The 25,192-nt window shown below is 67.1% G+C and carries 24 protein-coding genes; 16 read left to right on the forward strand and 8 right to left on the reverse strand.

The features are described from left to right. Position 1: 1 nt before the first annotated feature. Both AEB_RS17620 and AEB_RS17625 read right to left on the reverse strand, forming a co-directional pair. Positions 2-1,357 carry an MFS transporter gene (locus AEB_RS17620; RefSeq protein ID WP_172593156.1) on the reverse strand — a complete coding sequence of 452 codons (1,356 nt, stop codon included), beginning with the start codon at positions 1,355-1,357 and terminating at the stop codon, positions 2-4. A gap of 189 nt (positions 1,358-1,546) precedes the next feature. Beyond that, positions 1,547-2,443: an AraC family transcriptional regulator gene (locus AEB_RS17625; RefSeq protein WP_119084291.1), complete on the reverse strand. Its 897-nt coding sequence runs from the start codon at positions 2,441-2,443 to the stop codon at positions 1,547-1,549. Between the two features lie 144 nt (positions 2,444-2,587). On the opposite strand from AEB_RS17625, the gene AEB_RS17630 reads away from it, so the two are divergent. The 12 genes from AEB_RS17630 to AEB_RS17685 all read left to right on the forward strand — a co-directional run bounded on the left by AEB_RS17630 (position 2,588) and on the right by AEB_RS17685 (position 15,915). Beyond that, positions 2,588-3,313 carry an SDR family oxidoreductase gene (locus AEB_RS17630; protein WP_119084292.1) on the forward strand — a complete coding sequence of 242 codons (726 nt, stop codon included), beginning with the start codon at positions 2,588-2,590 and terminating at the stop codon, positions 3,311-3,313. A 177-nt stretch (positions 3,314-3,490) separates the two neighbouring features. Next, entirely contained in the window at positions 3,491-3,979 is a 489-nt protein-coding gene (locus AEB_RS17635; protein WP_119084293.1) for a MarR family winged helix-turn-helix transcriptional regulator, read from the forward strand. Next, the gene (locus tag AEB_RS17640) at positions 3,976-5,412 is read left to right on the forward strand and encodes an efflux transporter outer membrane subunit (protein ID WP_119084294.1); all 1,437 of its coding nucleotides are present in this window, start codon (positions 3,976-3,978) and stop codon (positions 5,410-5,412) included. Before AEB_RS17635 ends, AEB_RS17640 begins: the two co-directional genes overlap by 4 nt. Continuing rightward, positions 5,409-6,671, forward strand: coding sequence for an HlyD family secretion protein (locus AEB_RS17645; RefSeq protein WP_119084295.1), 1,263 nt, complete (start codon positions 5,409-5,411; stop codon positions 6,669-6,671). The genes AEB_RS17640 and AEB_RS17645 overlap by 4 nt, the downstream gene beginning before the upstream one ends. A gap of 74 nt (positions 6,672-6,745) precedes the next feature. Next, positions 6,746-8,200, forward strand: a complete 1,455-nt coding sequence (locus AEB_RS17650; protein WP_119084753.1) for a DHA2 family efflux MFS transporter permease subunit — start codon at positions 6,746-6,748, stop codon at positions 8,198-8,200. Between the two features lie 468 nt (positions 8,201-8,668). Continuing rightward, entirely contained in the window at positions 8,669-11,095 is a 2,427-nt protein-coding gene (locus AEB_RS17655; RefSeq protein ID WP_172593157.1) for a TonB-dependent receptor, read from the forward strand. A 127-nt stretch (positions 11,096-11,222) separates the two neighbouring features. Then, complete coding sequence (locus tag AEB_RS17660) at positions 11,223-12,140, forward strand: hypothetical protein (protein WP_119084297.1); 918 nt, start codon at positions 11,223-11,225, stop codon at positions 12,138-12,140. Further along, positions 12,133-12,549 (forward strand): DUF6152 family protein, encoded by a 417-nt coding sequence (locus tag AEB_RS17665; RefSeq protein ID WP_119084298.1) that lies wholly within the window; start codon positions 12,133-12,135, stop codon positions 12,547-12,549. Before AEB_RS17660 ends, AEB_RS17665 begins: the two co-directional genes overlap by 8 nt. Positions 12,550-12,570: 21 nt before the next feature. Next, complete coding sequence (locus AEB_RS17670) at positions 12,571-12,948, forward strand: DUF6152 family protein (protein ID WP_119084299.1); 378 nt, start codon at positions 12,571-12,573, stop codon at positions 12,946-12,948. An 8-nt stretch (positions 12,949-12,956) separates the two neighbouring features. Then, entirely contained in the window at positions 12,957-13,742 is a 786-nt protein-coding gene (locus AEB_RS17675; RefSeq protein WP_119084300.1) for a hypothetical protein, read from the forward strand. 86 nt (positions 13,743-13,828) lie between these two features. After that, complete coding sequence (locus AEB_RS17680; protein WP_145985331.1) at positions 13,829-14,944, forward strand: HupE/UreJ family protein; 1,116 nt, start codon at positions 13,829-13,831, stop codon at positions 14,942-14,944. Then, positions 14,944-15,915 (forward strand): MBL fold metallo-hydrolase, encoded by a 972-nt coding sequence (locus AEB_RS17685; protein ID WP_119084302.1) that lies wholly within the window; start codon positions 14,944-14,946, stop codon positions 15,913-15,915. The genes AEB_RS17680 and AEB_RS17685 overlap by 1 nt, the downstream gene beginning before the upstream one ends. 25 nt (positions 15,916-15,940) lie before the next feature. Here AEB_RS17685 and AEB_RS17690 read toward each other — a convergent pair whose 3' ends face one another. Genes AEB_RS17690 through AEB_RS17705 form a run of 4 tightly spaced genes read right to left on the reverse strand, consistent with a single transcriptional unit; the run spans position 15,941 to position 19,773 of the window. Beyond that, a complete protein-coding gene (locus AEB_RS17690; RefSeq protein ID WP_119084303.1) occupies positions 15,941-16,564 on the reverse strand; it encodes an ATP-binding cassette domain-containing protein in 624 nt (207 codons plus the stop codon). Next, positions 16,554-17,249: a molybdate ABC transporter permease subunit gene (gene modB, locus AEB_RS17695; RefSeq protein ID WP_119084754.1), complete on the reverse strand. Its 696-nt coding sequence runs from the start codon at positions 17,247-17,249 to the stop codon at positions 16,554-16,556. The genes AEB_RS17690 and modB overlap by 11 nt, the downstream gene beginning before the upstream one ends. 2 nt (positions 17,250-17,251) lie before the next feature. Continuing rightward, a complete protein-coding gene (modA, locus tag AEB_RS17700; RefSeq protein ID WP_119084304.1) occupies positions 17,252-18,046 on the reverse strand; it encodes a molybdate ABC transporter substrate-binding protein in 795 nt (264 codons plus the stop codon). Between the two features lie 44 nt (positions 18,047-18,090). After that, positions 18,091-19,773 (reverse strand): CHASE domain-containing protein, encoded by a 1,683-nt coding sequence (locus tag AEB_RS17705; RefSeq protein ID WP_231958817.1) that lies wholly within the window; start codon positions 19,771-19,773, stop codon positions 18,091-18,093. Between the two features lie 153 nt (positions 19,774-19,926). Between AEB_RS17705 and AEB_RS18490 the strand changes: the two genes are divergently transcribed. From AEB_RS18490 to AEB_RS17725, 4 genes are all read left to right on the forward strand, one after another. Beyond that, entirely contained in the window at positions 19,927-20,208 is a 282-nt protein-coding gene (locus AEB_RS18490) for a NepR family anti-sigma factor (protein ID WP_119084305.1), read from the forward strand. Further along, complete coding sequence (locus AEB_RS17715) at positions 20,205-20,840, forward strand: sigma-70 family RNA polymerase sigma factor (RefSeq protein ID WP_119084306.1); 636 nt, start codon at positions 20,205-20,207, stop codon at positions 20,838-20,840. The genes AEB_RS18490 and AEB_RS17715 overlap by 4 nt, the downstream gene beginning before the upstream one ends. 72 nt (positions 20,841-20,912) lie before the next feature. After that, positions 20,913-22,118 (forward strand): AI-2E family transporter, encoded by a 1,206-nt coding sequence (locus tag AEB_RS17720; protein ID WP_119084307.1) that lies wholly within the window; start codon positions 20,913-20,915, stop codon positions 22,116-22,118. Between the two features lie 31 nt (positions 22,119-22,149). Beyond that, complete coding sequence (locus tag AEB_RS17725; protein WP_119084308.1) at positions 22,150-23,091, forward strand: cation diffusion facilitator family transporter; 942 nt, start codon at positions 22,150-22,152, stop codon at positions 23,089-23,091. A gap of 55 nt (positions 23,092-23,146) precedes the next feature. Here AEB_RS17725 and AEB_RS17730 read toward each other — a convergent pair whose 3' ends face one another. After that, complete coding sequence (locus AEB_RS17730) at positions 23,147-23,758, reverse strand: superoxide dismutase (protein ID WP_119084309.1); 612 nt, start codon at positions 23,756-23,758, stop codon at positions 23,147-23,149. An 86-nt stretch (positions 23,759-23,844) separates the two neighbouring features. After that, a complete protein-coding gene (locus tag AEB_RS17735) occupies positions 23,845-25,131 on the reverse strand; it encodes a dicarboxylate/amino acid:cation symporter (RefSeq protein WP_119084310.1) in 1,287 nt (428 codons plus the stop codon). Positions 25,132-25,192: the final 61 nt, after the last annotated feature.

A 25,192-nucleotide genomic window follows, 5' to 3' on the forward strand; every position in this document is an offset into this window, starting at 1 on the left:
CCTATGCCCGCGTCAGCTTGCGGGCGAAGAAGCCAAGCAGCAGGATGCACACCACGATACCGACGAGGCAGTAGGCCGTGAACATGTAGCCGGCCATCGCCCCGCTGCTCCCGGACAGGAACTGCGCCCCGAAAATGGGCGCGGCCACGGCGGCGAACTTGGCCATGAAGCTGGCCCAGCCGCCCCCGGTGGCGCGCACGGCGCTGGGGTAATAGACGCTGGTGATCGAAATCACCGCCGAATGGCCGGCGCCGACCAGGATCGCGCTGACCAGCAGGGACGGCACGAACCAGTCCCCGCCGATCACCGCGCCGGTGCCGATCAGCACCACGATCGGCACCGCGAGCAGAGGGGCGAGGGCGATCCAGCCGGGGCCGCGCCGCTCCGTCATCGCGAGCAGCGCCACGCCGCCGAATGCGCCCAGCAGCGCGCTGGCCGAGCCCAGCCAGGCGGCGTTCTGCCGCGCGATGCCCAGGTTCTCCATGAAGATCACGCCATAGGCGCTCTTCAGATAGATCGAGAAGCTGGAGAAGAAATAGGCCGCCCAGATCAACGGGGTGACGATCGCCAGCGCCCCCGCGAACAATTCGCGCAGCTTGGCGACGGGGTGGTTCTTGGTCGTGGTCTGCCGCTCGTCCGAGAGGATGAAGCGTTCATAGCCCACCATCTCGTAGCCGGGATTGAAGCGCGACAGGATCGGGATGATCCGTGCCGGCGGCTTGTTGGTCGCCACCATCCAGCGGGCGCTTTCGTGCAGGGTGAAGGCCAGCAGGATGGCGAAGATGCCCGTCAGCACGCCGCAGACCCAGAAGATGCCCTGCCAGCCCCACACCGGGGCGATCCAGTTGGCGATCGGGCCGGAAGAGGCGGTGCCGACCGAAAAGCCCATCATGATGATCGTCACGCTGGTCGCGCGCATCGACTTGGGCATGCTTTCGATGCTCAGCGCCCACACGGGGGCAAGCAGGCCGCCGATGGCGAGCCCGCTGACGAAGCGCAGCGCGATCAGGTGCTCGGCCGTGTCCGCGAAGCCGACCGCCATGGTCATCAGCGCGCTGCCGCAGGTGCAGGCGATGATCACCGGCCGCCGCCCGAAGATGTCCCCCAGGTAAGAGCCGAACAGCGAGCCGATCATCTGGCCGAGGAAGGCGGCCGAGCTGACATAGCCGGTCATCTCGTCCGAAATGCCCATATCGTCGCGAATATAGGGCAGCGCATAGGCCAGGGCGGCAAAATCCTGCCCGTCGAAGAAGGTGACGAGGCTGCACAGCACCAGGATGGTCAGGTGATATCGCGAAAAGCGCAGATCCTGCATGAATTGCGTAACGTCGAGCGTGTCGGAGCTTCTGCTGGCCATCGTCATCCTATCTCACCAAGTCCCGCGGCGTTGTCGGCGGGCAGCCATTCGTTCGGGGCACAGATCCTCCGCCTGGCGGGGCCGCTGCTTTTCGAATGAGCCTTACAGCTAAGTGAAAGCCGATTGGGGCGAAACGTGCAATGCGCTTCGACAGCATTCGCGATACGCGAACGATCGGCAGCCCGTCCGTTACACTGCGCCGAGGAAGTTCTGCTGGTGGGACAGGCGATCAACGTCCTGCCGCGGCGGTGCACCGAAAAGGCGGCGATATTCGCGGCTGAACTGCGATGGGCTGTCATAGCCCACCGCGAAGCCTGCCGCACCGGCGCTGAGCCCCTTCGCCAGCATCAGCCGCCGCGCCTCCTGCAGGCGGAGCTGCTTCTGGTATTCGAGCGGCGTCGTGCGCGTCACCGCCTTGAAATGTTCATGCAGCGAGGATTCGCTCATCCCCGCTGCCGCCGCGATGTCGCGGATGCGCAGCTGGTCGCGAAAGCGATCGCGAATGCGTGCAACGGCGCGGCTGACCTGGCCGAGGCGGCTGTCCGCCACCGCCAGATGCCGCAGCGCCCCGCCATGCGGGCCCGCAAGCAGCCGATAGAGGAGTTCCCGTTCGATCAGCGGTGCAAGTGCCGGAATGCTCTCGGGCCGATCGAGCAGCCGCACCAGCCGGCAGGCCGCGTCGATCAGGTCCGGATCGCCGGGATAGACCGCGAGCGCGGGCGCCGGCGGCGGCTTGCCCGGCCCGCCTTCGGCAATCACCATGTCCACCAACGCCGGCAGATCGAGATCGATCTTGCAGCAGAGATAGGGTGCATCCGCGCTCGCTTCCGTCACCCTTCCGACCAGTGGCAGGTCCACCGACACCACGAGATAATGGGCGGCATCGTAGAACAGCTCCTGCTCCGCAATGGCAACGCTCTTCGCCCCCTGGGCGATCAGACAAAGCGAAGCGTCATAGACGGAGGGCGTCGGCACGGTCGGCTCGTCCGCCCGGAACAGCGACAGGCGAGGCACCGCCGTCCTGTGCATCCCGGCTGCCGGGGCATAGCGGGTAATCACCTCCGCCAGTTGCGCCATCCTGTCCATGGCACTCTCTTCGCCCGGAACGGCCTGCGCCGCAAGGTGCCACACCTCACTTCCGGAGGATCGTGCAAAGCTGCCGGGCGATCCGTCTAACGCCTGCGGCAAGGCGGCGGCATGATCAGGGCATCCGAACGACAGGAGTGACAGATGACCAATATTTCCAACAAGATCGTGCTCGTAACCGGCGCCTCCAGCGGGATCGGCGAAGCCACCGTGCGGGAACTGGCCCAGGCCGGCGCAAAGGTGTTCATCGGCGCACGGCGCCGCGAGAGGCTGGAAAGCCTGGCGCGGGAACTGGGCGAGCACGTGGCCTGGCAAGAGCTGGACGTCACCGACGGCGACAGCTTCGAAGCCTTCGTCGCCGCGGCGGAGGCGCACTTCGGGCGGGTCGATGCGCTGGTGAACAATGCGGGCGTCATGCCTCTCTCCCCCCTCGCCGCGCTGAAGCGCGACGAGTGGAAGAAGATGATCGACGTCAACATCCATGGTGTTCTGAACGGCATTGCCGCGGTCCTGCCGCGCTTCCTGGTGCAGGGATCGGGGCATGTGATCAACGTCGCCTCCATCGCGGCCCACATGGTGATGCCGACGGCAGCGGTTTATTGCGGCACCAAGCATGCCGTGTGGGCGATCACCGATGGCCTGCGGCAGGAGCACGACGAGATCCGCACTACCGTGATCTCGCCCGGCGTGGTCGCGACCGAGCTCGGCAACGACATCACCGACACCGCCGTGGCCGGCGCACTGCAGGAATGGCGCAAGAAATCGCTGACGCCCGACGCAATTGCCCGGGCGATCCGCTTCGCCCTGGAACAGCCGGACGATGTGGACATCAACGAAGTGATCGTGCGCCCCACCGCGGCCGGCATGTGAACCCGGCGGGGGTGTGCCGCGCGGCACACCCCCGCCCCACCCTTATGTATGAATTGCCGGAGCCCCCTCCCAGCCGCATCTGCGGCCGGAGCCGCGCAACGGCGAAATTTTCTGCCTTGATAATATCTGCCTTACGATTATCTGCCCTTGCAGGTAATTTAAAGCGAGTCCCTGCCGATGGCCATTTTCACAGTCGAACAATGCGTGGCGCAGCGCTCGCCCGGGCGGTTGATCCGCCGGGTGGCGAAGCTGGGCACCGCCCTTGTCGAAGCGCAGTTCGAAGGCGAGGAGATGAGCTTCCAGCAGTGGATCGCGTTGAAGGTTACCGCCGATGGCGTGGTCGGCAATGCCGGCGAACTGGCGCGCGAGCTCGGCATCACCACCGGGGCGACCACCCGCCTGATCGACACGCTGGAACAGCGCGGCATGATGGCCCGAGTCCGCTGCGGCGAGGACCGGCGTGTGGTGAAGATCGCCGTCACTCCCGCCGGTGGCGCGGTGATGGAGCGGTTGCAGCCGCGCGTGGTCGGCGCGTGGAGCGAGATGTTCGCCGAGATCGAGCAGGAGGAAGCCGATGCCTTCGCCCGCACGCTGGTGCGGCTTTACGAGCGGGCCGAGCAGCTCGCCGGTACCAGCGAAGCGACGGAGACGGAGGACGCGCTGTGACGCGGCGCCCGATCCTCTCCGGCCTCGTGCCGCTGCTGCTGGCAGGCTGCGCTTCGGTGCCGCATGTCGAGCCGCAGGTCACGCCAGTCGCCCCCACTTCGCTGGGGCTCGGGGACGAGGTTCCGACGGTGGCGGCGGACTGGTGGCGCGCGTTCAACGACCCGCAGCTTGACCGGCTGGAGGCGGCCGCGCTGGCGGGCAATCCGCGGCTGGAGGCGGCCGAGGCCCGGCTGCGCGAGGCCGAAGCCGCCATCGGGGTGACCCGCGCGGCCGGCGAGCCGCAGATCGGCGCCAATGCGCAGGTCACGCGCCAGCGCTTCTCCGAGAATGCCACCGTCCCCCCGCCCTATGGCGGATCGACGCGCTGGCTGCCGCAGCTGGGCGCCACGCTGGACTGGGATCTCGACCTGTTCGGCCGGGTCAAGGCCGGGGTGCGGCAGGCTGAGGCAGAGGCGGCCGCCGCCCGCTATGACACGGCGGCGGCGCGGCTGACGCTGTCGGCCGCAGTCGCCCAGACCTATGTCGCGCTGGCCCGGGCGGAAGCGCAGATCGCCGTGGCGGATCGCTTCGTGGACACGCGCCAGCAGGCGCTTTCGCTGGCACAAACCAATGTAAACAGCGGCTTGGCGAGCGATTTCGAACTGCAGCAATCCCGCACCCTGCTGGCCGAGGCCGAGCAGGCCCGGGCGCTGGCGGTGGCGAGCCGCGAGGTGGTGGTGCATGCGCTGGCGGCGCTGGTGGGCCGCGGGGCGGACTTCCACGGCGAGATTTCCCCGCCGGTTCTGGCACTTGGCGATCCCCCGGCGGTTCCGGCCATGCTTCCCGCCGACCTGCTGGCACGCCGACCGGACATTCTGGCGGCCCGGGCGCGGATCACGGCGGCGAGCGCCGGGCGCGAGGCGGTGCGCGCGGATTTTCTCCCCAATATCAATATCTCCGCCCTCGCCGGCCTGGCCTCGGTCGGCTTTTCGCACCTGTTCGAAGGCGGTTCCGCCCAATATGCCGCGGGCCCTGCGATCCACCTGCCGATCTTCGAAGGCGGCCGGCTGCAAGCCCGGTACAAGGGCGCCACAGCGGCAGTAGAAGAGTATGGGGCTGAGTATAACGCCACCGTGCTGGATGCAGTGCGCGACACGGCCGATGCGATCACCCGCGTCGGCGCCGCCGATCGCGAGCTGGCCGACCAGCAGCGGATCGTCGGCGGGCTGCGCGAAACGCTGCGGCTCAACCAGGTGCGGGTCGATACCGGCCTCGCCTCACGCATCGACACGCTCGAATCCGGTTTCCGCCTGCTGGCCGCCGAGCAATCGCTGGTCGACCTCCAGGCCGATGCGCTGACCCGGCGCATCCAGCTCCTCGCCGCGCTGGGCGGCGGCTTCGATTCCACCGCCGGCGGCCTCGCCGCCACAGACTTCGCGGAACCCCAATCATGACCGACATGCTGCGCAACGAATTCCGGGACAACGAAACCATCGGCGAGGAACTGTCCGACATCGCCGCCGAGCAGGAGGCGGCCCGTACCGCACCGCCCCCTCCCCCCGCGGAGGAGGAGCCGCGCGGCAAGCCCCGCGCGCGCCGGATCGCCTTCCTGATCCTCGGCCTCGTCGTGCTGATCGGCGCGATCACCTATGGCGTGATGTGGTTCCTCGCCCCGCCGTCCGAGGAAACGGACGACGCCTATGTGAACGGCAATGTGGTGGCGATCACCGCCCGCGCCGCGGGCACGGTGATCGCGCTGCATGCAGACAACACCCAGGCGGTGGAGCGCGGCGCGACGCTGATCGACCTTGATCCGGCGCAGCAGGAAGTCTCGCTGGAAGCCGCCGAGGCGCAGCTGGGGCAGGCGGTGCGCGCGGTGCGCGCCTCCCGCTCCGCCGTGGCGGAAGGCGGCGCGGAAATCGCCAAGGCGGAGGCTGACCTCTCCCGCGCGCAGGCCGACTATGCCCGCCGCAAGCAGGCCGCCGCGCAGGGCGCCATCTCCGCCGAGGAACTGAGCCACGCCGCCGATTCCGTGCAGACCGCGCGCGCCGCGCTCAATCTCGCCCGCGCCCGCCGCGCGCAGGCCGCCAGCAGCATCGCCGGCACCAGCGTGGCGAAGAACCCGCAGGTGCTGGCCGCGATCGCTGCCGTGCGCGAGGCGGCGATCAACCGCGCCTATATGAGCATCAAGGCCCCGGTGGCGGGCGTGGTGGCGCAGCGTTCGGTCCAGCTCGGCCAGCAGGTCGCCCCCGGCGAGCCGCTGATGGCGGTGGTCCCGCTGGACGCGCTGTGGATCGACGCGAACTTCCGCGAAACCCAGCTGGCCGATCTGCGGGTGGGCCAGCAGGCCACCATCACCGCCGACATCTATGGCGATGCGGTGACCTTCCACGGTCGCGTTGCCGGGCTCGGCGCGGGCAGCGGCAATGCCTTCTCCCTGCTGCCGCCGCAGAACGCATCGGGCAACTGGATCAAGATCGTCCAGCGGGTGCCGGTGCGCATCGCGCTCGATCCGAAGGAACTGGCGAAGTACCCGCTGCGGGTGGGCCTTTCCACCAAGGTGGAAGTGGATACCAGCGACACATCGGGCAAGCTGGTCGCCACCAGCACGCCGCCCGCCGGCGGCACGCAGGAAAGCCTGCAGGCGAGCAGCGAGGTCGAGGCCGAGATCCAGCGGATCATCGCCGCCAATCTGGGCGGAGACGCCCGGTGAGCAACGCGCAGCCGGCGGCGCTGAAGGGGGCCGCGCTGGGCGTGGCCGCCTTCGCGCTGGCGCTCGGCACCTTCATGCAGGTGCTGGATACCACGATCGCCAATGTCTCCCTGCCCACTATCGCCGGGAGCCTGGGCGTATCGAGCGACACGGGCACCTGGATCATCACCGCCTTCGCCGTGGCCAATGGCGTCACCGTGCCGCTGACCGGCTGGCTGATGCAGCGCTTCGGCGTGGTGCGTACCTTCACCTTCTCCGCCCTCGCCTTCACCTTCGCCTCGTTCCTGTGCGGCATCGCCTGGAGCCTGTCCTCGCTGGTGCTGTTCCGCGTGCTGCAGGGCGCGGTCAGCGGCCCGATGATCCCGGGCAGCCAGGCGCTGCTGCTGATGATCTTCCCGGCCGAGAAGCGCGGCACGGCGCTGGGCATCTGGTCGGCGATGACGCTCGCCGCGCCGATCTTCGGGCCGGTGCTGGGCGGCTACATCTCCGACAATTACCACTGGAGCTGGATCTTCCTCATCAACCTGCCGCTCGGCATCGCCACCGGCACGATCACCTGGCTGCTGCTCTCCAAGCGTGACACGCCCACCCGCAAGCTGCCGATCGACAAGGTGGGGCTGATGCTGCTGACCTTCTGGGTGTTCAGCATGCAAACCATGCTCGACCTCGGCAAGGACCGCGACTGGTTTCACAGCACGCTGATCGTGGTGCTGGGGCTGTGCGCCGCCATCGGCTTCGTTGCCTGGGTGATCTGGGAACTGACCGACCGCCATCCGGCGGTGGACCTTACCATCTTCAAGTCGCGCAACTTCCTGCTGGGCACGGTCGCGCTGTGCTTCGGCTATGCGCTGCTGTTCGCAAACAATCTGCTGCTGCCGCTGTGGCTGCAGGAATATATGGGCTACACCGCCACCTGGGCTGGGCTGGTGGCCGCGCCGGCGGGCACGGTGGCCGTGCTCACCACGCCGCTGATCAGCAAGTTCAAGATCGATTCGCGGATCATGGCGACGATCTCCTTCCTGTGCTTCGGCGCATCCTTCCTGATGCGCAGCTGGTATCCCCCCGATGCGAGCTTCTTCGCGCTGGCGGCGCCGCTGGCGCTGCAGGGCGTGGCGATGACGACCTTCTTCGTCCCGCTACTGGCGATCATGCTGGACGGCCTGCCACCAGAGCGGGTGCCGTCGGCCACCGGCATTTCCAACTTCGCGCGCATCACCGCGGGCAGCTTCGCCGCATCGCTGGTGACCACGCTGTGGGACCGGCGGGAGGCGCTGCACCAGACGCGGCTGGCCGAAGCGGGCAGCCCCTACAACCCCGTCTTCCGCGGCGCCGTGGAGCAGCTGGGCCACGCCGGGATGAGCGAGCATCAGGCCATGGGCGCGATCGGCCGCACCATTACCGAGCAAGGCTATCTCCTCGCCTCGGTGGACATCTTCTGGGCCTCCGGCTGGATCTCGCTGCTGCTGATCGGCTTCGTCTGGTTCGCCCGCAAGCCCACCGGCCCCCGCCACGCCGTCGCGGCGGACTGAGGGCGACCCTCCTTCCGCGCTTCGCCTTGCGGGTGGGGGCGCGCGTCCTTCGACAGGCTCAGGACGAGCGGGGAAGGGTAAGGCGGTCGTGGGGGTGGGTGACAGGGTTTTCGACTCCGCTTTTCTGGCGTCGCGCTCCTCCTCCTCCTCCTGCTTCGTCATTCCCGCGCAGGCGGGAATCCAGTGCGGCCGGGCGGAGTCGCGCGGCTGGATCCTCGCCTTCGCGGGGATGACGAGATGGAGGTTTGGGGGTCTGTCCCTCGCTCTCCCGCACCCATCGTCACTCCCGCAAAGGCACGAATCCAGCGCGCTCCGCCCCGCTTCGGGCAACCTTGTTGACCCATCAATTCTTTGAGCTTGACTTCCTCATCAATCTCACAGACCCTTTGAAAAAAGCAAAAAGGGGTGGGATCAATGAAGAGGCAGGAGAAGTGCGCCTTCCGTCCGCGGAAGGGGCTGCGTGAGGGTATGTCCGTAGCGAAAGTGGGGCGGAAGGCCCTGCTGGCAGGGGCAGCACTGGGATGCATGCTGGCGGCGCCGGCCCGGGCGCAGGAGGTGACCACGCCGCCGGACGAGGGAGACACCCGCTATGGCGAGCAGATCCTGGTCACGGCGGAGCGGCGCACCACCAATCTGCAGGACACGCCGCTGTCGATCGTGGCGGTGACGCAGGAAAACGTGCAGGCCAAGGGGATCGACGATCTGGCCGATCTGGCCAGTTTTACGCCTAATCTCAACATCACGCCGTCGCGCGGCACGGGCAACAGCAATCCCAATTTCTCGATCCGCGGCGTCTCCGGCGGCGGGGGCATCACCGGGGAGCGCGGCGTGGGCCTGTATGTTGACGGAGTCTATGTCCCGCGCACCAGCGGATCGGTGCTGCGCGTGCTGGATATCGACCGGATCGAGGTGCTGCGCGGGCCGCAGGGCACGCTGTTCGGCCGCAACTCCACCGGCGGCGCCATCCGCATCTTCACCCGCCAGCCCGTGCTGGGCGAAACCGAGGGCTATCTGCGGGTGACCGCCGCCAGCATGGACCGGCGCGACGTCGTGGGCACGGTCAACCTGCCGATCGGCGAGAAGGCGGCGCTGCGCACGCAGCTGGCCTATCTCGACCAGGGCGGCTGGGTGCAGCGCGGATCGCAGGACATGGGTGGATCGGAAGATTTCGTCGGCCGCACGAACCTGCGGGTGGAGCCGACCGAGCGCTTCAACGTGACGCTGGGTTTCCTCTATTCGCATTCCAAGGCCACCGGCACGCCGCTGGTGTTCGAGGAATTCGACATGCGCCCCGGCATCGAAGGGGTGCTGGAGGGGAATTTCGGCGACTGGCTGAACGATTCCTTCAAGCAGGACGGGCAGGCCCCGCTGCAACCCTATAATGATCCGCGCATCGTGCGCGGGCCCTTCACCGCGCCGGATATCTGCCTGCTGGACGATTTCGACCCGGATTACGACCAGCGCTGCGATCAGGTGGAAAAGAACACCTACTGGCAGGCCGATCTGCGCGCCGAGCTGGAGCTGAGCGACACGCTGCAACTATCCACCATCACCGGGGTGAACCGGTTGAAGCACACCGGATCGGTAGATTATCAGGTGCTGGGCACGGAAGACCGCGCGACCGACGTCAAATCCACCACCTTCTATCAGGAGCTGCAGCTCAACGCCTCGCTGCTGGGCGGTGCGGTGGATCTGGTGGCGGGCCTCAATTACTTCCACGAGAAGTCCGAAGGCTCCAACCTTACCATCAACCGGCGCGGCACCAGCGCCTTCCCCAACCGCCCCAATGGCAACACCGATGCGGGGCTGTTCTACCTCACCGACAATTTCGTGGTGCAGAAATCGGATTCCTTCGGCGTGTTCACCAGCGCCACCTGGCATATCACCCAGAAGCTGAATTTCACCGGCGGGCTGCGCTTCGCCTATGACCGGAAGAAATACGAAGAAACCGAATACGCCAGCGACAACTTCGCCCCCGTGCCGGGCACCGATTCCACCTTCGTGGACAGCACCGACCATTGGGATCAGGTCGATTGGCGCGCCACGCTGGATTACAGCCCGACGTCCGACTGGATGATCTACGCCACCGCCTCCAAGGCGTATAAGGCGGGGCAGTTCAGCTTCACCATTCTGGACCGGGTGCCGGGCCCGGAACAGAGCGGCGATTTCATCAAGACGATCCCGCCGGAAAAGGTGCTCAATTTCGAAGCGGGGATGCGCATCACCGCCTTTGACGGGCGGCTGCGCTTCAACCCCACCGGCTTTTACATGATGTGGACCAACCGCCAGGCCGCGCGGCAGGTGACCTGCGTTGTTTCCACCGCCTGCCCGCTGGGTTTCGAAATCCAGGTGGTCAATTCCGGCGACGTGGACATCTATGGTGCGGAGCTGGATGCGCAGCTGTTCGTCACCGACGATTTCTGGCTGGACGGATCGGGCGGCTACACCGGCTACAAGCTGAAGGACGAGGTGGCGAACAGCGGGCCGAACCTCTATCCCGACGTGCCGAAGTTCAACGCAACGGCCGGCGCAAACTATCGCGCCATGCTGGGCTTTGGCGAGCTGACCTTCAACCTCAACTACTCCTTCACCTCCAAGCAGGCGACGCATCCCACCGACACGGGGGATTCGGCCTATACCCTGCCTGCCATCGGCCTGTTCAACGCGCGGGTGAAGTTCGTGCCGGACAATGCGCCGGTGCAGGTTTCGGTGTTCGCCAACAACCTCTTCGACAAGACCTACGCCACCTATGCCCAGCGCTTCGGCGGCGGGTATTGGGACCAGGGCGGCCCGGCGAACCGGCTGAACCCGGTCGCCCTGCCCGAACGCTCGGCCCTTGCGGCGGTGCGCGGCAAGCCCCGCGAAGTGGGGGTGACGCTGCAATATGACTTCTGAGCGCATCTTTCGCGCCAAGGTGGACCGGCTGCCCCCGCGGGCGGCCGGTTCAGCCTGCATACAGATGTCGCAGCATATTTTGACATTATCAAAAAGGTGGCCTAGAAAGGCTGCCGGGGAGATCGACTTGCGCCTGATTCTGAGCACACTGGCCGTTGCGGCCTCGGCCCTGGCCGCCCAGCCTGCGGCGGCGCAGGAGGGTGAGCCTTCGACCGGCGGACTGCCGCAGGTGGAGGTGAAGCGCGACTATACGCCGCTGACGGCCGAGCGCCTGAACGAGATGGTGCCCAAGCATCCCGGCTATCTGGGCGCGCTGGCGCCCGAGAACCTCAACAAGCCGCGCCCGCCCGCACCGATCGACCTGACCGGCACCTGGTTCATCGATCTGAAGGAAGGCTTCGCCCATTATCTGTTCGGCCCGCCCTACCCCTATTTCTACGAAGGCGGGCGCGAGGCGCTGATCGAGGCGCCGAAATATGCCGCGCGCAACGAGACATATCGCGACGCGATCGGCCAGTGCTTCCCGCCGGGCATGCCGATGATCATGACCCGGGTGTGGCCGCATGCCTTCATCCAGCTGCCCACCGCGATCTATATGATCAGCGGCTTCAACAATTCGGTGCGCACCATCTATCTCGACGGGCGCGAGTTCTCCGATCCCGATCTGGTGGTGCCCAGCTACAACGGCGAAAGCATCGGCCATTTCGAAGGCAAGACGCTGGTCGTGAAGACCAAGTATTTCGAAACCGACAACCACTGGATCGACCACGGCATCCCGATTTCCGACGAATTCGAGATGACCGAGCGGATCGACCTGCTGGACGGCGGCAAGGTCATGCAGATCGAATACATCATGACCGACCCGCAGAACTGGCGCGGAGAATGGCGCAGCACGAAGCGCTTCAACCGCCAGGACTACACCGACATCAACGAATCCCATTGCATCCTCGCCTATAACGAGAACTTGCCGGGCACCGACCTGGGCAAGGAAGCCGCCGAAGAGCGGGGCGAGAGCAAAGTCGAAGGAGTAGCCGACGATGAATAGCCCCGCCCGCCTGGGCCTGTTCGCCCTGGCCGCCGGTGCCGCGCTGGCCACCATGCCGGCCGCAGCCCACCACAGCTTCGCCATGTTCGACCAGAAGAAGGTGATGACGCTGCAAGGCACGGTCAGCGAGTTCCAGTGGACCAACCCCCACGCCTTCATCGAGCTGGACGTGCCGGGCGGTGCCAATTCCACGCACTGGAGCATCGAGCTGAACAGCCCGAACAATCTCAAGCGGCAGGGCTGGACCCGCACCGCGCTGAAATCGGGCGACAAGGTGACCGTGCGGATCAACCCGCTGCGCAATGGGAAGACCGGGGGCCTGTTCCTCGATGTGAAGCTGCCCAGCGGCAAGGTGCTCGATTCCGGCCTGCCGAAGGACGGCAAGCCGGTGAACGTGCCGGAGCTGTAACCCCCTGCAAGTGAGGCGAACATGAAGACTTACCTCAAGCCGCTTCTCGCCGCGCTGGCGCTGACGGCAACCCCTACCCTCCCCGCGCTGGCCCACCACAGCTATTCCATGTTCGACATGAACAAGATGATCGAACTGAAGGCCACGGTGACGCGCTTCAAATGGCAGAACCCGCACGCCTTCATCGAAGCCGATGTGGCGATTCCGAACGGGACCGAACATTGGGCGATCGAGATGACGAGCCCGAACAACCTGATCCAGTCCGGCTGGAAGCGGACCTCGCTGAAGCCGGGGGACAAGGTGACGCTCTATGTCCATCCGCTGCGCAGCGGCGCGCGGGGTGGATCCTACGCGGGCGTGCGCTTCGCCGATGGCAGCACGCTTGGCGAAGTGAAATAGGACCGGCCATGGGTGGATCGAAGAAGGCGGGCCTGCTGGCCCTGCTGGCAGGCGGCCTTGCGCTGTCGGCCGCCGTCCCCGCGCAGGCCCAGACCGCGCCGCCCGAAGGGGTGGCGGAAGGCCAGGGCGCCGGCTTTCCCAAGGGGCATTATGCCGAGCTGGAGGCCCTGCCGGACTGGGGCGGCATCTGGTTCCTGGAACGCGGCGGCGCGCGCCCCGCGCCGCCCGAGCTGAAGGGCCAGTATCTTGCGGACTACCAGGCATGGCGCCAGCAGGTGCAGGCCAATGACGGCGTGGTGCCGCGCGCCCGGTCCAATTGCAGCCCGCCGGGGATGCCCGGCATCATGCGGCTGGCGCAATATCCCTATGAGTTCATCTTCGCCCCCGGTCGGGTGACGATCAATCAGGAAGCCTGGATGCAGACCCGCACGATCTGGACCGACGGGCGCACCCATCCCGAAGATCTGGACCCCACTTTCATGGGCCATTCCATCGGCCATTGGGAAGGCGATACGCTGGTGGTGGACACCGTGGGCATATTGGACGAGCTGGAGATCACCGACGGCGCGGGCCACTCGCCGCAGTTCCATCTCGTCGAACGCATCCATCTCGATCCCGCCAATCCCGATCTGCTGGTCAACGAAATGCGGATGGAAGATCCCGAAGCGCTGGCCGCACCCTATGAGGTGAAAGCGACCTATCGGCGGGATCGCTATGGCGAGCTGATCGAGTTCCAATGTTCGGAAAACAACCGCAACCCGGTGGACGAGAACGGCCACACGCAATTCGACTGATCCGCTTGGCGGCCCCGCAAAATCGCATATGACGCTGCGGCGGCCACCGACGGTAGCCGCGACGGGATCGGACGAGCGGGGGCAGGATGTTGGAGCAGATGCGGCGGCGCGACGCGGGGACCGCGCCGATTGACGTGGCACTGCGCCTGCTGGCCTGCCTCCTGCTGTTGCTGCTGGCCACGCCGGCCTCGGCGCATCCCGCCCCGTTCAGCTATCTCGATCTCGATCTGCGCGACGGCGCGATCGAAGGCAGCGTGACCTTCCATGTGATCGACGGCGCGCATGATCTTGGCCTGTCGCAGCCCCGCCGCCTGCTGGAGCCGGCCGTGCTGACCGCGGAGGAGGCGACAATCGAGCGCGTGCTTGCCGCGCGGCTGCAGGCTGGCGGCGTGCCGGGGCCGATCCGCTGGACGGGCGCCGCCGCGAAGGCCGCCGACGATGCCGTGCGCCTCTCTTTCCAGATACCCGGCGCGCCGCCCGGATCGCTGACGCTGAACGCCGACCTGTTCCCCTACGACCCGCAGCACCAGACCTTCGTGAACATCTATGACGGTGGGGAGCTGCGGCAGCAGTGGATCTTCGGCGCGGGCAGCGATCCGCGCAGCTACTATCGCGGCAGCCGGGCGGGCGTGCTGGCAGTGATCGCCACCTTCGTCCCTTCGGGCATCCATCATATATTGATCGGGCCGGACCATCTGCTGTTCCTGTTCGGCCTGCTGTTGCTGGGCGGCGGCTGGCGGCAGCTGGTGAAGATCGTCACCGCCTTCACCATCGGCCACAGCATCACCCTGTCCCTCGCCGCTCTGGACATCGTCAATCCGCCGGCACAGCTGGTAGAGCCCGCCATCGCCCTCACCGTGGTGCTGGTGGGGGTGGACAATCTGCTGCAACGCAAGGGCGGCGGCCGCGATCTGCGACCCTATGCGGCGGCGCTGTTCGGCCTGATCCACGGCTTCGGCTTCGCCAGCGTCCTGCGCGAATTCGGACTTCCGCAAGAAGCGCTTGGCTGGTCGCTGTTTTCGTTTAATGTCGGGGTGGAACTGGGGCAGCTCGCCGTGGTGCTGGTCGTGGCCAGCCTGCTAGGCGCGATCCGCAAGGCAAACGCCGCCGCCGGGCAGGCCGTGGCACTGGCAGGGTCCGTCGTGGTGATCGCGGCAGGTGCATACTGGTTCGTCGAGAGGGTATTCCTGGGAGGGGCTTGATGAAACGACTGGCGATCCTTGCCACCATAGCCGTGGCCGGCATGACCGCGGCGAGCCTGCAGGCGCAGGGCGGCCTGCCGGGCATCGAGCCCATCGAGAAGGTTTCCGACAACGTCTACAAGATCTTCGGCGCCGGCGGGAACACCGTGGCCTTCGTGCGCAGCGATGGCGTGACGCTGATCGACACCAAGCTGCCGGGCAACGGCCAGGCTATTCTGGACGAAGTGCGCAAGGTCACCGACAAGCCGGTGACGATGATCATCAACACCCATTCGCATCCCGATCACGTGGGCAGCAACAGCGAGATCGAAAGCCTGGCGGGCCATGTGGAGGTGATCGCGCAGGCCAATTCGGCCAAGCGCATGGCGAAGCTGCCCAATGTCCGCGCGCCGGACAAGGATTTCACCGGCCGGATGACCATCGGCAAGGGCAAGGACGAGATCGCGCTCTACTGGTTCGGCGCGGGCCATACCGATGGCGATGCCTTGGTGGTGTTCCCGGCGGAGCGGACCATGGCGACCGGCGACATCATGGCCTGGTTCATGGCCCCGCTGATCGATCCCGCGTCGGGCGGCAGCATGGTGGCCCTGCCCGATACGCTGGCCAAGGCGCAGGACACGATCAAGGGCGTGGACAAGGTGATCGAAGGCCACGGCCAGGTGCGCAGCTGGGACGAATTCCGTTCCTACATCACCTTCCACCGCGCGCTGGTGGATACGGCCAAGGCCACGCTGGCCAAGGGCGGCACCCCGGAAGACGGGCTGGCTGTGCTGGAGAGCAATCCTGCCTTCAAGCCATTCCTGGGCGACCAGCTGTTGAAGGGGCTGGAATATGGCGGCACGCCCAAATCGCGCGCGCTGATCGACCTCAATGTCGCCTTTCAGGAACTGAAGGGCGAACCGGTGACCACGCAGTGGGGGCCGCGCCCGCCCGCGCCGGCACCCGCCGGGGGCGACGCGCACCAGCATTAAGAGCCTGAGCGCCGGCGCGTGCCGTTCACCCCATGGTGACGACACGGCCGGCGAGGCGCTGCACCTCTTCGCGGCTGTGGCTCACCAGCAGGGTGGGAATTGCCAGTTCATCGCGAATGCGCTCGATCAGGCGCAGCAAATCCTCCCCGCGTGCGGGATCGAGCGAGCTGAGCGGCTCGTCCAGCAGCAGGAAGCGCGGGGCGGCGAGCAGCGCGCGGCCGATCGCCACGCGCCGCGTCTCACCCCCGGACAGATTGGCCGGATAGCGGGTGAGCAGATGGGCGATGCCGAGGAAATCGACCACCTCGCCCTGCGTGATCCAGCGGTCATCCGGCGGAGCGAGCTTCTCGCCATAGGCGAGGTTCGCCTGCACCCGCAGATGCGGGAACAGCCGGGCATCCTGGAACACATAGCCGGCGCGGCGTCGTTCCGGCGGCAGGTCCACGCCCGCCGCGCTGTCGAACAGCACCGCCCCCTGCACCGCGATGCGGCCCGCGTCCGGCCGCGCAAGCCCGGCGATGCAGTTGAGCACGCTGGTCTTGCCCGCGCCCGATAGGCCGGTGAGCGCCGTCAGCACCGCGTCGGAGGTGAAATCCAGCGCGATGTCGCGCTCCCCCACGCGCCGGCGCAGTGCCACTTCAAAGAACATGTGCGCGGCCCCCGGCGGATCGGCGCACGAGCATTTCCGAAAGCAGCAACGCAGCGATGGACAGGGCGACGGAGATCAGCGCCAGCCGCGCCACCTGCGCCTCCGCCCCCGGCAATTGCAGCCCGGTGTAGATCGCCAGCGGCAGGGTGCGCGTCTCCCCCGCGATGTTGGAAGCGAAGGTGATGGTGGCGCCGAATTCGCCTAGCGAGCGGGCGAAGCCCAGCACCAGCCCCGCGGCGACGCCGGGGGCGGAGAGCGGCAGGGTGATGCCGAGGAAGGCACGCCAGGGGGAGGCGCCCAGCGTGCGCGCCGCCTCCACTAGCCGCCGATCCACCGATTCGATCGACAGGCGCATGGCGCGCACCATCAGCGGCAGGGCCATCACCGCTGCGGCCAGCGCCGCCCCGGTCCAGCGGAACACCAGCGTCACGCCGAACTGATCATAGAGCCAGCCGCCCACGGGGCCGGCCCGCCCGAAGAGGATCAGCAGCAGCCAGCCCGTGACCACCGGCGGCACCACCAGCGGCAGGTGCACCAGCGCATCCAGCAGCACGCGGCCGGGGAAGCGCCGCCGCGCGAGCAGCCAGGCGAGGCCATAGGCGATCGGCAGGGTGCAGCCCACCGCCACCAGGCTTACCCGCAAGGACAGGCCGATGATCGACCATTCCTGCGCGGAGAGGCCCAGGATCACCCCTGCGGCCCGCCGAAGCCGTGCGCGGCGAAGATCGCCCGCGCCTGATCCGAACGGAGGAAGGCGAGCAGATCGGGCGCCTGCGCATTGCTGGAAGCCGCCAGCAGCGCGACGGGATAGCGGATCGGCGGATGGCTGCTTGCCGGGAAGGATGCCAGCACGCGCACCTTGGCCGAGGCCGTGGCATCGGTGGCATAGACGACGCCCAGCGGCACTTCCCCCCGCTCCACCAGTGCCAGCGCGGCACGGACATTCTCCGCCACGGCCACCCGGCGGGACAGCGCATCCCACGCGCCGATGCTTTGCAGGGCCGCCTGGGCATAGCGCCCGGCGGGCACCACATCGGGCTCCGCCAGCGCGATCCGCCCGTCGTCCAGCAGCGCGAGCAGGCCGGCGCGCGTTCCGTCCCAGCTGCGCGGGGGGGAGGAAGCGGGGGCGATCAGCACCAGGCTGTTGCTCAGCAGATCGGCGCGGCTGCCCTGCCGCAACAGGCCGAGCCCTTCCAGCCGGTCCATCCATTCCTCGTCCGCGGGCAGGTAGATGTCCGCCGGCGCGCCGCCTTCGATCTGGCGGGCAAGCGCGGAGGAGGCAGCGAAGGACAGCTGCGGCGCCGGATGGCCGGCTGCGGTCCATGCGCCGGCGGCGTCCGTGAGCGCCTCCTGCATGCTCGCTGCTGCCAGCACCACAGGTGCGCCACTCTCCGTCCCCTCTGCGCCCCCACAAGCCGTCAACAGCGGGAGGAGAAGCGCGGCCAGCAGCCAGCGCAGCGAAAGGGGGACGCGGCGGATCATGTCAACTGCCGTATATGGAAGAATATAACCCGTCCAGCGGCGGATCAGGTGGACGGGGTGCCGGCTTCGCTTGTCAGGCTGACCTTGCCCGCCGCGCGCATGGAGAATTCGGTGGGGCGGCGCACGGGAATGGTCAGCACGCAGCGCACCCCGTCGGGCTCGAACCGAAGGTCCACCGGGCTGTTCAGCTCGTGCGCCACGATCCGCTCGATCAGGTCGGTGCCGAACCCGCGGCCGCGCTGCTGCGGCACGGGCGGGCCGCCGCTTTCCTGCCATTCGATCCGCACGAGCACATCGGTCAGCGGGTTCCACCGCACCGACACGCGCCCGCCGGAGCGGCTGAGGGCGCCATATTTGGCCGCATTGGTCGCCAGTTCGTGCATCGCGAGGCCCAGCGACAGCGCATCATTGGGCGCTAGCGCCACGTCCGGCCCCTGCAAATCCACCTGATGGTCTTCCGGATGGGCATAGGGCTTCAGCTCCGCCTCCACCACGGCACGGATCGGCGTGATGCCCCAGTCGGACTTGGTCAGCAGGTCATGCGTGGCGGACAGCGCGCGGATGCGCCCGTCCAGCGCATCGGCGAATTCATCCAGGCTGCCGGAACGGCGGCGGGTGAGCGCGATGATCGACAGCACATTGGCCAGCGTGTTCTTGACCCGGTGGTTCAGCTCGCGGGTCAGCGAATTGCGGATGGAGGCCTGCTCCTCGAACCAGCGCAGCGCCGCCTCGTCCTCCAGCGCCTGCTGCGTGAGCATGCGCACCAGCAGCATCAGCAGGCTGCCGACCAGCAGGCCGAAGATCAGCGTCACCACGGACAGCCCTGACAGATCGAGCCCCCGCGTCGCGCTGAGTTCGAGCACCCAGGGGCTGTTGGCCACCGACACCCGCTGGAAGATGCGCGTGTCCCCGCCGTCGACCCCGTCGATCGCGGCGAGCAGCGTCCGGGGCCCGGGATCGCCTGCGTAAAGACGGAGGCCGTAATCGCCGCCATCCTCAAGCTCCAGCGCGGCTTCCAGGAAATCGCGCGCGTTGAAGGGGCTGTAGATGAAGCCGCGCAAACGCCGGCCGGAGGGCGCGGGCTCGAACACCGGCATGTAGATCAGGAAGCCGGGCGCCTCTCCCGCGCCTTCCTGCTGTAGCACCACCTTGCCGCTGGCGGTGGGGCGGCCCGTGCGCTCCGCCTCCACCATCGCGGCGCGGCGCACCGGTTCGGAGAACATGTCGAAGCCCAGCGCACGGCGGTTCCGTTCCGTATCGGGCTGGAGGAAGGTGACGGCGACGGAATAGGGCTGGCTCCCGTTCGGCCGCGGGTGGAGTTGCGCCCGCCCCGGCGCCTCTTCCAGCATCTGCGCATCGAAGGCAGCTACCTCGTCCGGATAGACCACATCGGCCCAGCCGATCCCTTCCGTCCCGCGATAATCCGCATCCAGCCGCAACTCGCTGACGAAGCGGCGGAAGCGCGACACGCTCACCTCGTCCAGCGTGGCGAGCAGGGCGGCGCCCGCGCGCAGATAGGCGCTGGAGGAATTGGCCCGCCGTTCGAGCGCGGAGGAGATCGCCATGGCGCGGCTGCGCATCTGGGCCGACTGGCGCTGCTGCTCCCCCCGCTCGATCGCGAAGACGCTGAGCACGGTGACCGCGGCGATCAGGAGGAAAATCGCCACCGGCAGGGCGCGCGGATAGCGCACCAGCCAGCGTTTGGTCCTGCTTCTATTGGCCGTCACCTGCGCCAAAACAACTCCCTTGCCGGCCGCACCCCACTGCGCCCTATTATGCCGCGCCGCTGCTAGGTGCGATCAGACCGCGCGTAAACCATTGTGTCGGCCGTTAATCGGGGAACCTGATGCGGGCGGTTTCGTTCCAACCTTGCGTTACCAATGCGCATTGTGGATGTGCGCGTGCAACATCTGTTTCATGGTGAGGCAGAGCGGGCGGTAAATCGGGAGCGGGCAGTCGCATCGCGCATGACCAAAGATGAAATGACGGAGCCGCAAAAGGCGGCGGAGAAACAGAACGTGCAAACACAGGGTGCCACTACGGCCGCCCCCCAGCCCCAATGGGCCAAAGGCTTGAAGCAATTGTACAATTCGGTGGTGGACGAACCACTGCCGGATAGCTTCAAGGATTTGCTGGCGAAGCTGGATGACGACGGCAAATGAGTGCGAACGCAAAGATTCCCGTTTCGTCCCCTGAACGTAGCGCGGCCGACAAGGCCGCTTTCAAGAGAGAACTGACCGAAGTCGTGCCCCATCTGCGTGCTTTTGCGCGCGGACTCTGCGGCCGGCCGGACATGGCCGACGATCTGGTGCAGGAAGCGCTGCTGAAGGCGTGGGCAGCGCAGGACCGGTTCGAGCCGGGCACCAGCATGCGGGCCTGGACCTTCGTGATCCTGCGCAACGCCTATCTGACCGACATGCGCCGCAATCGTTTCCGCGGCGAGTATGACGAGACGGTGGCCGAACGCATCCTGACAGCGCCTGCCGAGCAGGAAGAGCCGCTCCACCTCTCCGACATGCACCGTGCGCTGCTGACCCTGCCGCCCGAGCGGCGCGAGGCGCTGCTGCTGGTGGGCGCCGGCGGTTTCTCCTACGAAGAGGCTGCAGAAATCTGCGGCTGCGCCGTGGGCACGATTAAGAGCCGGGTGGGCCGCGCGCGCGCCGCGCTGACCAGCATGATGGACGAAGGCTCGATCCCCGATCGCTCGCGCGCGGATCCGGCGGCCCATCGCGCCATTCTGGAAGAGCTGGACGAAGTGGCCGCCGGCCGGGGGCAAACCACCCCCACGCAGTGAGCCGCGCTTGATCGCGCCCGCGCAAAACGGCATGGACGGCACGCCGCATTTGCGCGGGAGCCCAGGCGCGCCATGAGTCCGCAGTTTGACATCGAAGACCCTGCCGGCGCCGGAACGTCGGCGGCCGAACCGGGTACCACCGGGCCGGCGCCCTCCAACCCGCGTCCGCGCCGGGCGATCACCTTCGCCCGGGCGGAGCTTCGCCTCATTTCCGCACTGGTGCTGCTGCTTTCCATCGGCCTGTTCCTGGCCCTGCCCTTCGTGCTGTCCATCGGTTCGGTGGTGTTCCTGCCGATCGTGGCGGCGATCATCCTCACCGTCGTGCTTTCCCCGCTGGCGGACCGGCTGGCGCTGCTGGGCCTGCCCAACTTCCTCGCCTCCTTCGCCGCGCTGATCGTGTTCATCGGCGTCCTCTCGCTGGCGCTTACCGCGGTGCTGCGCCCCGCGGTGACCATGCTGGACGACGTGCCCGCGATGATCGAGCGGATCGGGCAGCATTTCAGCCATTTCCAGGGCAGCGTGGCGTGGATTTCGCGGCTGAACGAGCAGGTTACGCGGCTTATGGGCGGCAGGGCGAGCCCGGAGGTCGTACTCGCCGGCCCGACCGTGTTCGAACAGCTCGCGCTCGCCACCCCCAGTGTACTGCTGGAAGTGCTGCTGACCTTCCTGATGGCCTTCTTCATGATCGAGGCCCGCGTGCGGCTGCGCCGCCGCCTGCTGCTGGACCGGCAGGATTTCGGCGCCAGCGTGAAGGCGGCGCGGGTGATCCGCGCAGTGCAGGATCGGGTGGCTGCCTATATCCTCACCGTCGGCCTCATCAATTTGTGCGTCGGCGTGATCGTGTCCTTCGGCGCCTGGGCGCTGGGGCTCGGCGCGCCGATCATGTGGGGAGGCCTGGCAGCCCTGCTGAATTTCCTGCCCTATCTCGGCCCACTCACCATGCTGGGGCTGCTGGCGCTGTTCGGTCTGGGCACGGCAGACGCACCGCTGGTGGGCATGATCCCCGCCGCCGCCTATTTCGGCCTGCATACGGTGGAATCGAACATCGTCACCCCCGCGATCCTCGGCGCGCGCTTCACCATGAATCCGGTGCTGATCCTGTTCGCCCTCAGCTATTTCAGTTGGATCTGGGGCGTCACGGGCGCCTTGCTGTCCGTGCCCATCCTGCTGACGCTGACGGCGCTGGTGGATCATCTGGGCCGGCCCAATTTCATCGGCTTCATATTCGGGGAACCGCTGTTCCCCATCGACCCTTTGGAGGGGGGAGAGAGCCAGTAATCGGGTGAGCGACCAACCGAGTGAGTGAGGCATGAGCACGATCCGCTATATCAAGAGCAATCTCGTGCTGTTCGGCGCGCTGACCGCGAATCTGGGCATCGCGATCGCCAAGTTCGTGGCGGCGAGCATCACGGGCTCCTCCTCCATGCTGTCCGAAGGATTCCACTCGGTCGTCGACAGCCTCAACCAGGTGCTGATGCTTTATGGGGAGCATCGTTCGGGCAAACAGCCCGATGCGCGGCATCCCTTCGGCTATGGGCGGGAGCTGTATTTCTGGGCCTTCGTGGTGGCGATCCTGATATTTGCCGTGGGCGCCGGCCTCTCCTTCTACGAAGGCTATATCCATTATATCGAGCCGGAAGAGCTGCGAGACCCGACGGTCAACTATGTCGTGCTGGGCGTGGCCATGCTGCTCGAAGGAGGATCGTGGATGATCGCGGTGCGCGAATTCGCCAGCAGCAAGGGGAATGACGGTTGGTGGGCAGCGATCCGCGAATCCAAGGATCCTTCCGTTTTCGTGGTGGTGTTCGAAGATTCGGCGGCGCTTGCCGGACTGGTCGTGGCGGCCATCGGCGTGTGGGCGAGCCATCATTTCGACGCGCCGCGACTGGACGGTGTCGCCTCCATGGTGATCGGGGGCATCTTGGCCATGGTGGCGGTGCTGCTGGCCCGCGAGGCGAAAGGCCTGCTGATTGGCGAGCGGGCCGATCCGCGCACGATCCGCAAGGTCCGGGAAAGGGTCGCTGCGCAGCCGTGGGTGACCCACGTCAATCATGTGCGCACGATCCATTCCGCACCGCGCAGCATCTTCGTGGCCATCAGCGCCGATCTCGACGACGGGCTGACGATGGGTGATGGGGAGCGGCTGATCGAGGAACTGGAGGCCGAGCTGAAGGCCGAAATTCCCGAGCTTTCCTCGATCTATATCCGGCCGGAGCGGCGGGAAGACGCCATCGAGGCGGGCCAGCTATAAAAAAGGCCCGCTCCGCCGCTGCGGAGCGAGCCCTTTTGCTACCTGGGGCTGCGGATCAGCCCGGATATTTCCACGCCGTCCCGCGCGAGAGGTTCTCGGCCGCGAAGCTCCAGTTCAGATGGCCGTCGATGACAGCCTTCAGATAGTTGGGGCGGGCGTTCTGGTGATCGAGGTAATAGGCGTGTTCCCACACGTCGATCGTCAGCAGCGGGTTGAAGCCGCTATCCGCCAGCGTGTCGCCATCATGCGTTTCCTCGATGGAAAGCTTGCCGTCCTTCTCGGCCAGCCACACCCAGCCGCTGGCGAAGTGGCCTGCGCCGCGATCGGCCAGCTTGGTCTTCAGTTCGTCAAAGCTGCCGAACGCCGCGTCGATCATGCTGGCGAGCTCATCCGTCGGCACCACGGCGTCGGGCGAGAGGGAATGCCAGTAGAAGCCGTGGTTCCAGCTCTGCGCGGAGTTGTTGAACAGGCCCTGGTTGCTGCCGCGCGCGGAGGCGATCACGTCTTCCAGCGGCTTGCCGGCGAGGTCGGTGCCTTCGACGGCGGCATTGGTCTTGTCGATATAGGTCTTGTGATGCTTGCCGTGGTGGAAGCTCAGCGTTTCGGCGGAAATCGCGGGAGCCAGTGCCTCGCTGTCATAGGGCAGGGGCATCAGTTCGAAAGCCATGGGAACGTCCTTCCTGTTTCAGAATCGCTGGGGGGTTCATGCACACAATGCGCGGGACAGTCACGCGTTGCAGTTGCGAGCAATTCTCAACCGTTCGGACTATGGTCCGTTGCCGGTTCGCCGGGCGCCGGGTGGCCGCGATCGATCCAGGCGGTAACGGCGACGTCCATCGTCACATTGCCCACGGTGCGAACGATATCGGGCAGCATTTCCACCGCCACCAGCAGCGCCAGCGGCTCCACCGGCACGCCCATCGCCAGGGCGATCGGCCCGATCGAGGTGACGAAGCTGACGGCGCCGGGAAGGCTGACCGAACCCACCGTGGTGACCAGCGCCACGGCCACGCCGGTGGCGATCACCGTCGGCGTCAGGACGACGCCGGTGAGCCGCGCGACATAGATCGCCACCGCGAGGTTCATCGCCGGGCTGGTTGCGCGGAAGATCGCCACCGCCAGCGGCAGGACGAAGTCGGCCGTCGCCTCGCGAACCCCCAGCTGCCGGCAGGAGCCGAGCATGGCCGGCAGGCTCGCCAGCGAGCTTTGGGTGGACAGCGCCACGGCCTGCGCCGGCATCACGGCGCGGGCGAAGGCCGGCAGCGACTGCCGCGCCGCCAGCAGCGCCAGCCCATACGCCGCGAGGAGGATCAGCAGCCCGGTGGTGGAAACCAGCAGGATGTAATGCCCCAGTGCGGCGAAAGCGCCCCCGCCGCTGCGTAGCCCCACCCCGATCGCCAGCGCAAACACACCGGCCGGGGCAAGCCACAGCACCCAGCCGATCACGATCAGCATGGCATTGCCCAGCCCCGCGAACAGGCGGAGCAGCGTTTCCCGCTGCCCCTCCTCCAATCGCGTGATCGCCACCGCGAGGGCGACGAAGAACACGATCAGCGGGAGCATGGCCGTTTCGGCCGCGGCGGCGAAGACATTCGGTGCGACCAGCGATTCCAGAAAGGCGCCGATGCCCGGCACCTCCTGCGGCGGGCCGCCCGTAACCGCCAGCGCAGCGGCCGAGACGCCGGGAATGGGAAAGACCTCCAGCAGCAGCGGGGTGAGCACGCCGGCGAGGACCGACCCGGCGGCGAGCACGGCGACAATCGCCATCAGCGTGCGCCGGGCCATCGTGCCCGCCCGCGCCGTCGCCACCATCCGCGCAATGCCGGTCACCAGCAGCGCGGCCACCAGCGGGATGATCGTCATCTGCAAGGCACTCAGCCAGACCCTCCCGACGGGCCCGCTCACCGCCAGCACAGATTCGCTCGCATTGCCTCCGGCAAGCGCCCAGCCGAGCGCCAGGCCCACCACCAAGGCGGCGAGAGTCCGGCCGGCCGGAAGCTCAATCTGCTGCAATGCGTTGCTATCGCCGGCTCTGGCCATGAAGTCCCCTGTGGTGGTGACATTAGCGGCGCAACACGCCATGGCAACCAGCCGAACGGCA

The organism is Altererythrobacter sp. B11 (assembly GCF_003569745.1).
Lineage (GTDB): Bacteria > Pseudomonadota > Alphaproteobacteria > Sphingomonadales > Sphingomonadaceae > Croceibacterium_C.